This is a genomic window from Candidatus Dadabacteria bacterium, from assembly GCA_026706695.1.
GTDB lineage: Bacteria > Desulfobacterota_D > UBA1144 > Nemesobacterales > Nemesobacteraceae > Nemesobacter.
On the sequence record JAPOYE010000069.1, the window covers coordinates 1 to 4,388 of the forward strand.

General features: G+C 51.5%; 5 protein-coding genes. 1 reads left to right on the plus strand and 4 read right to left on the minus strand.

Features of this window, described 5'->3' with window-relative positions; all coding sequences use genetic code 11:
- On the plus strand, positions 1-326 hold a 326-nt coding region (locus OXG10_05080), incomplete at its 5' end, for a transposase (GenBank protein MCY3826737.1).
- A 180-nt stretch (positions 327-506) separates the two neighbouring features.
- Here OXG10_05080 and OXG10_05085 read toward each other — a convergent pair.
- From OXG10_05085 to OXG10_05100, 4 genes are all read right to left on the minus strand, one after another.
- Positions 507-1,094, minus strand: coding sequence for a CoA pyrophosphatase (locus OXG10_05085; protein ID MCY3826738.1), 588 nt, complete (start codon positions 1,092-1,094; stop codon positions 507-509).
- A gap of 11 nt (positions 1,095-1,105) precedes the next feature.
- Positions 1,106-3,052 carry a hydantoinase/oxoprolinase family protein gene (locus OXG10_05090; GenBank protein ID MCY3826739.1) on the minus strand — a complete coding sequence of 649 codons (1,947 nt, stop codon included), beginning with the start codon at positions 3,050-3,052 and terminating at the stop codon, positions 1,106-1,108.
- Between the two features lie 57 nt (positions 3,053-3,109).
- Positions 3,110-3,322 carry a DNA-directed RNA polymerase subunit omega gene (rpoZ, locus tag OXG10_05095; GenBank protein MCY3826740.1) on the minus strand — a complete coding sequence of 71 codons (213 nt, stop codon included), beginning with the start codon at positions 3,320-3,322 and terminating at the stop codon, positions 3,110-3,112.
- Positions 3,323-3,786: 464 nt separating this feature from the next.
- Positions 3,787-4,388 (minus strand): hypothetical protein (locus OXG10_05100; GenBank protein MCY3826741.1); only part of this gene is annotated, 602 nt, incomplete at its 5' end.

The following is a 4,388-nucleotide window of genomic DNA, read 5'->3' on the forward strand; positions in this document are numbered from 1 at the left end:
AGGATAACAGCGGCGAAGGGGTGTGGGCAGACAGCGCTTACAGGTCAAAGGAGATGGAGAAGGTTCTTAAGGAGAGGGGGTACCGAAGCCATGTTCACCGCAAGGGTTCCCGGAACAGGCCGCTTGGAAGGTGGGCGAAGTACGACAACAGTATCTACTCGGTGGTGAGGGCAGAGCATGTGTTCGGGTCTCAGAGCAACGATATGGGAGGGAGACTTTTAAGGAGCATAGGAGTTGTGAGGGCCGGGGCGCACATAGGGCTTAAGAATCTTGTGTACAACATGCGGCGGCTGGTTTATCTTGAGGGGGCGGCAAGAGGGGTTTAAGCGAAAATGGTCGTGAAAGGGAGAAAATTGCTTCTGCCGGCGCGGAAAACAGGACAAAAACAACTTTGTATGATGAAAAAACTCCTGAGTTGAAAGGGAAAATGAGAAGTTGTCCGCAATCTTGAGTTGCAAACCAATTTTTAGAAGTGCCCTTACACGATGATTAGGGGGATTTAAACATCATCCCGGAAAACACTCCGAAGTTTTCTTGAAGAATTCATTAAGTATTCTCCCCGTAAGTCCCCATATTATGTGATTGCGGTAGGCAAACACGTAATCATCTATTATCTTCCCATCCCGCTTTCTTTCCCTTACATCCCTGTTCTTTGGGTTAACCAAGTGGGAAACCGGGACGCAGAAAAATTCCGACACCTCGTAATTGGGAACAAACTCCACTTCCGCATCTATCATTCCCACAAAAGGTTTTACAGCATACTGTCTGACGGAAGGAGTGTAGGGACGCACGAAATCCATTTCCCCGAGAATCTCTGCTTCCTTCCCGGCGTCAAAACCAAGCTCCTCTCCAGCTTCCCTAAAAGCCGTATCAAGAAGAGTCGCGTCACTTTGCTTTTTCTTTCCCCCCGGAAAGGCTACGTGACCAGAAAAAGCATCATCCCTGTATTCGGTTCTTCTTATAAACCATATTCCATAATCTCCGCCCCGCTCGCAGACCATAACCAGCACGGCGGATGCCAGAAGCCCCTCTTCAGGATCAAGCCGGGTTCCCGGATGGTCCAAGACCTTTCTTATTTCTTCTCTTATGTCCATCAGAAAAACTCTTACGGGTTAAGGGTCACTATAACACTCCCGTAGTAGTCCACTTCGCAGGCGGTATCGGGAGGGATAAAAGCAGTGGCGGTTCTCTCATAGAGAATGCAGGGCCCTTCAAATTGAGAACCCGGCAGGAGTTTTTCCCTTTCGCAGCATCCGGCCTTAATGCTCTTGCCCTCAAAAATCACATCCTTTGTGAAGAACCGAGGCTCCGCCTCCACAGCGCAAGCGGGAGGAATATCTATTTTTCGCTCCGGCATATAGGCCCTGAGTCTCAGGGTTACGATCTCGACAGTGGAAGATTCCTTCCTGTATCCGTAAACTCTTTCATGCTCGCGGTGAAAATCCGAAGCTATGGAATCACTATAGGAAATAGTCAGTTCATGGGACTGCCTTCGGTACCTCGCATCGACACGCCTTTCGAACCTCAGGTCCTCTCTTGCGAGATCCTCGCGCGCGAGCTTTTCGAGATCCGCGAACTTTCCGTCAGTCTCCCTAAGATGATCCCCGTCCGCCGAGGAGAAAAACGTGGTTCCGTAATCCCTGAAGGAATCGGCAAGAAGCATCCCGTAGGCGGAGAGTGCGCCGGGATTTCGGGGAAACACGACCTCCCGTATACCAAGGGAGCGGGCAAGCTCGCAGGCATGAAGACCTCCCGCGCCGCCGAATGAAACAAGCGAAAATTCTCTCGGATCGTAGCCTCTGCCGACCGATATCACGCGTAGGGCCTTTTCCATGTTTGAATTTGAAATCCTGATTACGAATTCGGCGACTTCCTCCGTGGGATGATCCGGGGCGAGAGAGCGAATCGCTTCAAAGGACCTTTCGGGGTATATATTCATCTCGCCGCCCAGAAACCAGCCGGGATCCATTCTCCCGAGAACTATATTGGCATCTGTTACGGTCGGCAAAACGCCTTTCCCGTAACACGCGGGGCCGGGGTCGGCACCGGCACTTCTCGGGCCGACCTTAAGGATGCCCCCGTCGGCAATGTAAGCGACTGAACCGCCTCCGGCCCCTATGGTCGAGATGTTTATCATCGGCACCTTAAGCGCGACGCCTCCCAGGGTGTTCTCGGTCATAAAGCTTATTTTGCCGTCGCAAAGAGATATGTCCGTCGAAGTTCCCCCCATATCGTAGGTGATAATTTTCTCTCTCCCGGAGAGCGCGCATATCTCAAACGCCCCGACCACTCCCCCGGCGGGACCGGAAAGAACTATTTTCGCGGGCTCCTCGGCCGCTTGTTCAGCAGATATAACCCCGCCGTTTGACTGCATGATGGAAAGAGATTTTTCCCCGAGGGTACGGGAGAGCGAACGCATGTACTTGTTCACTTTTGGAATCAGATAGGAATTAAGAACCGTCGTCGAAGTCCTCTCATACTCCCTGAATTCCGCGACAAGCTCAGAGGAGAGGGTAATCGGGATACCGAGTTCGGAAAGCGCAGCCGCAACCCTGCGTTCATTCTCGGGGTTTGCGTACGAATGGAGAAAACAGACCGCTATCGCCTCAATGCCGAGAGAAGATATCTCCTCCTTTATTTTCTCTACTTCAGCTTCATCCGGACAGACAAGCACACAACCGCGGTAATCCGTTCTCTCGGAAACCCCGAACCTGAGTTCCGGCGACACAAGAGGGACGGCCGGACTCCATAGCAGATCATACAGTTTCTCCCTGTTCTGTCGCCTGATCTCGATTACGTCTTCGAAACCCCTTGTGGTGACAAGGCAGGTCTTTGCCCCTTCCCGTTCCAAAAGAGCATTCGTGGCCACGGTGGTTCCGTGAATGATTTCCGATATATGGGAGAACTCAACGGGATGGGTTTTAAGCCCGTTCAGTACTGCTATCGAAGGATCACGGGGAGTGGAAGGAACCTTGTTTACCGATATTTCCTTTCCATCGAAGAAAACAAAATCGGTGAAAGTTCCTCCCGCGTCTATGCCTACCGAGAGCATAAAAAGATGGTTACCTCGCTGTGCGCGGGTTAAAACCGCACGGGGCTACGTGCGCAATCAGTAATTATCTCTATCCTTGGGATATATGACGTTTACCTTTCCTTCGGCTATCTCTCTTAACGCCGAAACAACATGTTTGTTGTCATCGTTCTCAGACGCCACCACGGTAGCTCCCTTGGATATCTGGCCTGCTCTTTTCATCGCTGCGATGGAGAGAGCAAACCTGTTTTCAACTTTCTCTAAGCAGTCTTCAATTGTAATTCTGGCCATGGATTGTTACCTTCCTTAATCAGTACCTAACCTGAATACTATACCCTATATCATTCGACTCTTCACGGTAATGTCAATTAATCCCGCCTTGATACCAGGGTGCTTCCGTTCTAGATTAAGCGCCTGTAGAATTTGAATTTGCGCAATCCTTATCCATAACAGAACGATTTTTCATTCCTTTCTTAGCGGCTTTCCAGGCGGTTTTTCCTGTTTCACAACCATTCTTGCTCCCCTTTTTTCGTCATCGCACGGATAAACCCTGCTTTTTCTACAGAACGGAATCACCGTGCCTTTTATTTGACTTCACTCTCTCTCCATGTAGACTCTGTCCCAAGCGCGTGCGGCAAAATCTCGGACGCCGTTACGGATAGAGGCAATCCTGGAGCCCGACAAAGTCGCCCCTGAGAAGGCAGGAGAGGGAATGCGAGTCCTCTCGCGCGTGCCAAAGGGAACCCGGCGACCCCTTAATTTTTTTCTTTCCTCAGCACTTTTCCGCGCTTCCTGAGTTTCTCCCTGTCCTTCTCGCCCTGATCTAGCCGAAAAAAAGAAAGCTGGTTCCCTCCCCGTTTTCCAACCTGCAGGGGGATGAGATAATGCGTGTCGCCTATCTTCCTGGCTAGGAGCACGTCCGCTTCCCTGCCGGGATTGGGGAGAATCTCTCCGTTGTCCAGCATGTCCTGCACCTTAAGGAAATCGCTCGCGGTTATGTCGTGGTGGGCTTTCCTGACGTGGGTCTTCCTGTCCGCGTATATCCTGACTTCTTGGGTTTTCCCGGCACCGACGATCTTCCTTGTCTCCGCGTTCATGACCGCGACGAACTGGCCGTAGGGGCGGTTGGCCTTGTTTTTCTGGAAGAACTCCTCGCACCCGGCGTTGTAGGCCGACTTCATGTTGGTGCTGTAGATGGTGCCCAGGCGCCAGGGACTTCCGAGCTGCACGATCCTTGCTTCACCGGTCTTCTTGTCGATGATCTGTTCTTTTCCCCACCAGCCTTTCTTTTTGAGTGTGGGTTCGAGGTTCTTTCGGAATTCCCGGAATGTCTGCCCGTCGGCTTCAGTTCCTTGCT

Excerpts from the sequence above, each read along its gene's own strand:
- OXG10_05090 (MCY3826739.1), bottom strand. The coding sequence starts at position 3,052 with ATGCTCTCGGTAGGCATAGACGCGGGAGGAACTTTCACCGATTTTGTT.
- OXG10_05085 (MCY3826738.1), bottom strand. The coding sequence starts at position 1,094 with ATGGACATAAGAGAAGAAATAAGAAAGGTCTTGGACCATCCGGGAACC.
- rpoZ (MCY3826740.1), bottom strand. The coding sequence starts at position 3,322 with ATGGCCAGAATTACAATTGAAGACTGCTTAGAGAAAGTTGAAAACAGG.